This window comes from Actinomadura bangladeshensis (assembly GCF_004348335.1).
Classification (GTDB): Bacteria; Actinomycetota; Actinomycetes; order Streptosporangiales; family Streptosporangiaceae; genus Spirillospora; species Spirillospora bangladeshensis.
Genome location: NZ_SMJW01000451.1, coordinates 1 through 3,246 on the forward strand (window position 1 = coordinate 1; position 3,246 = coordinate 3,246).

A 3,246-nucleotide genomic window follows, 5' to 3' on the forward strand; every position below is an offset into this window, starting at 1 on the left:
GGCGAGGCCCGCGTGGACGAACCCGCCCGCCACGGCCCGCGCGTCCACCCGGCCCTCCTCGGAAGAGCCTCCGGCCACCTCGCGGGTGACGGCGGCGAGGAGCTCCAGGGTCCCGGACAGGTCGTAGGCGGCCGAGGCGGCGGCGCCCGCGCGGCCCTCCCGCTCGGCGGCGTCGGGGCGTTCCAGGCGCGCGGCGATCTCCGCGGCGAGCGCGCCGGCGTCCTCCACGGGCACGAGCGCGCCCGTGCCCGGCGCGACGATCTCCGTGATGCCGGGGATGTCCGTCCCGACGATGGGGCGGCCCATGGCGTGCGCCTCCAGCGCCGTCAGCGGCAGCCCCTCCCATCGGGACGGCAGGGCGACGACGTTCGAGGCGGCCAGCCAGTCGCGGGTGTCCTCCACCGCCGGGACGAACCGGACACCCGGCACCCGTTCGCGCCGCAGCCGCGCCAGGTCGTCGCCGTCCCCGATGATCGCGAGCACGGCGGACGGGCAGCGCTCGGTCACCGACGGCCAGGCGGCGACCAGGACGTCCTGCGCCTTCTGCCGGGTCACCCGGCCGACGCAGACGGCGAGCGGCACCCCGGCGGCCAGCCCGAGCCGGATGCGCGCGGCGAGCCGGTCCGCGCCGTCCGCCGGGGTGAACCGGGCCAGGTCGACGCCGTTGCGGACGAGCCGGTAGGCGCCGCGCACGCCCGCGTCCATGCCCTGGGCCTGCTCCCCCGCGCCGACGCAGACCAGCGCGTCGCTCCAGCGCGCGGCGAGCCGCTCCCAGCGGCGGCTGCCGGCGGCCTGCCGCCCGGTGGCCGCGAGCCACGACCAGCCGTGCGGCTGGAACAGGGTGGGCGTGCCCCGCGGGCGGCGCAGCAGCCGCCCGGCCAGGCCCGCCTTCGAGGAGTGCAGATGGACGACGTCGGGCGCGAACGTCGCGACCACCCGCCGGAGCCGGAGCGCCTCCGCCAGGACGCCGGGGCCGGGGGTCCGCGCGGCGTCCCAGTTGAGCCACGGGACGCCGGCCGCCATGCACCGCTCGGGCAGGTCGCCGCCCGGCGGGCACGCCACCGCGACGGTCCAGCCGCGCCTGCGCTGGTCCATGGCCGCCTGCCCGACGTACACCGCGACCCCGCCCGCGTTGGGCTGGCTGACGTGCAGCACCCGCAGCGGCTCAGCCATGGCCTTCCTGCCCGCGGTGCCGCCGCGCCGACACGTACCCGCGGGCCTGCGCGAGGCCGGCGAACGCGGCGGCCGCCGCGGACCGCCCGAGGATGATCCGCTCGTTGCGGACGGGCGTCGGCCGCCATTTCAGCTTGTACGGCTCATCGCCGCGCAGCAGGCTGACGCCCTGCCGGTGCCGGTCCCGCGCGATGGCGAGGTTCTGCCGGAGCATCATCAGCGAGACGTCCACGCAGGCGCGCAGGTCCGGGATCGCCCCGTACAGGTAGGCGCCGACGTACCGGTGGCCGATGAACACGAGGTCGCTGGCGACGAGCCGGTCGTCCCACATGTACCGCATCACGGCGGCGCGCCCGTCGCGGACCATCCCGGGCGCGGCCTCGGCCAGGTGTCGGCGGAACCGCTCCCGCGTGTGCTCGGGGTTGATCGGGCGGCCCGCCCACTGGAGGGCGTGCAGGTCGAGCAGGGCGTGGACGGCCTCCGCCGCCCGCTCCGGCGGGGTGCTCTCGGCCGTGATGCCGCGCACGTCGACCTTGCGGAGCTTGGCGCGCATCTTCCCGGCGGTGCGGCGCGGCAGCCGGCCGAGGACGTCGTCGATGCCGGCGGCCGGGAGTTCGAGGCACACCGACGACGGCGTCCGCCAGGTCCGGCGCGGCCACTGCGCCGCGACCAGGTGCGCCACGGAGCCGGGGCGAACCTCGCACAGGTCGAGCGCGCACCATCCGCGCTCGTCCAGCAGGGCCCGCGCGAGGCGCGGGACGGCGCCGTCGGCGTACACGGGGTCGAGGAGGAAGTCGGTGAAGTCGCTCTGCTCGGCGGCCAGCGGGACCAGCACCGGGAACCCGTACCGGACGCCCGCCATCAGCGGCGCCGCCGCGACGAGCCGGCCCCGGCACCGGACGAGCGCGAGCCGCAGCCGCCCGCGCGTTCCGTACCAGCCCCACCACGCCCTGATCCACTCATAGGTCTGGAAGGGCGTCGCGGCCGGGCTGCGGTCGTACAGGTCGCGCAGTTCGTCCGCGAGGCCGACGAGCGCCTGCTCGTCCCGGTGCACCTCGACCGACCATTCGACGGCCGGGGGCGCGGACCGGACGGGCGCGATCGCGGTCATGACGTCACCTCCGCGCGCTCGGCGTCCGCCGGCTCGGCCTTCGCCGGCTCGGCCTTCGCCGGCTCGGCCTTCGCCGGCCCGGCGGCCGGCGGGGCGGCGGCCGGGGCGGGGACGCCCGCGTGCCGGGGCGCCGCGTCGCGCCGGGCGCCGCGCCGCCCGCTCAGGACGGCGGCGCCGAGCCCGGCGAGCAGGACGCCCGCGGCGGTCCCGGCGGCGACGTCGAGCAGCAGGTTCGGCGACGACGGGACGGCCGGCGGCTCGGCGAGCGTCATCAGCGCGACGCGGACGCCGGTGTCGGCGCGGTGCTGCGCCCCGTACCGGACGAGCGCGTCGGCGGCGGCGTTGGCGAACGCGGCGGCGTCGCGGGGCGTCCGGGCGCTGCCGGCCAGCCGGATCAGCGGGGTGTCCGGCGAGGTGGACGCCTGGATGTGCTCGCGGGTGCCGCCCGCGGCGTGCCGCGGCAGCGGGATCGAGGAGTGCTGCAGGGTCTCGGGCAGCGGCGCGAGCCGCCCGTACGCCTGCGCGAAGCTGACCGCCGCCGGGCCGGACTGCCCGTCCCCGGCCTCCACGACCAGGACGAACGCGGTCGCGGTGTAGGTGGTGGGGGCGAGCAGGCCGTAGCCGAGCCCGCCGAGGAGGCCGGCCAGCACGAACGCCAGGGCCGGGCCGAACCGCCGCAGGAACGCGGTGACCGGCCCGCGCAGGCGCCGGACGGCGGCGTCGAGCACCCCGCCCTTCGGTTTCGGTTCAGGTTGCGGCATCTTGAGCCCTTTCTCGTATCGGAACGATCCCGCGGGCGGCCGGCGCGGGCAGGTACAGCCGGGCGAGCTCGGCGGCCTGCCGGGCGATGTCGTAGCGGGCGACGACGGGCGGCACGCGCGTCCGGTCCCGGTCGCCGGCACGGTCCCCGGCCAGGACGCGGGCGAGTTCCGCGCTCCAGACCGCGGCGTCGGTGGGGAGGC

The 3,246-nt window shown here is 78.3% G+C and carries 3 protein-coding genes and 1 pseudogene; all 4 read right to left on the reverse strand.

Going from position 1 to position 3,246, the window contains the following annotated elements:
* A partial coding sequence (locus E1284_RS39655; protein ID WP_131945275.1) for a glycosyltransferase occupies positions 1–1,173 on the reverse strand: 1,173 nt, incomplete at its 3' end.
* Entirely contained in the window at positions 1,166–2,284 is a 1,119-nt protein-coding gene (locus E1284_RS39660; protein ID WP_131945276.1) for a GNAT family N-acetyltransferase, read from the reverse strand. The genes E1284_RS39660 and E1284_RS39655, both read right to left, overlap by 8 nt.
* Complete coding sequence (locus E1284_RS39665; protein WP_131945277.1) at positions 2,281–3,045, reverse strand: YveK family protein; 765 nt, start codon at positions 3,043–3,045, stop codon at positions 2,281–2,283. Before E1284_RS39665 ends, E1284_RS39660 begins: the two co-directional genes overlap by 4 nt.
* Positions 3,032–3,246 (reverse strand): annotated as a pseudogene (locus E1284_RS42220) (hypothetical protein); the annotation flags it as partial. The pseudogene E1284_RS42220 and the gene E1284_RS39665, both read right to left, overlap by 14 nt.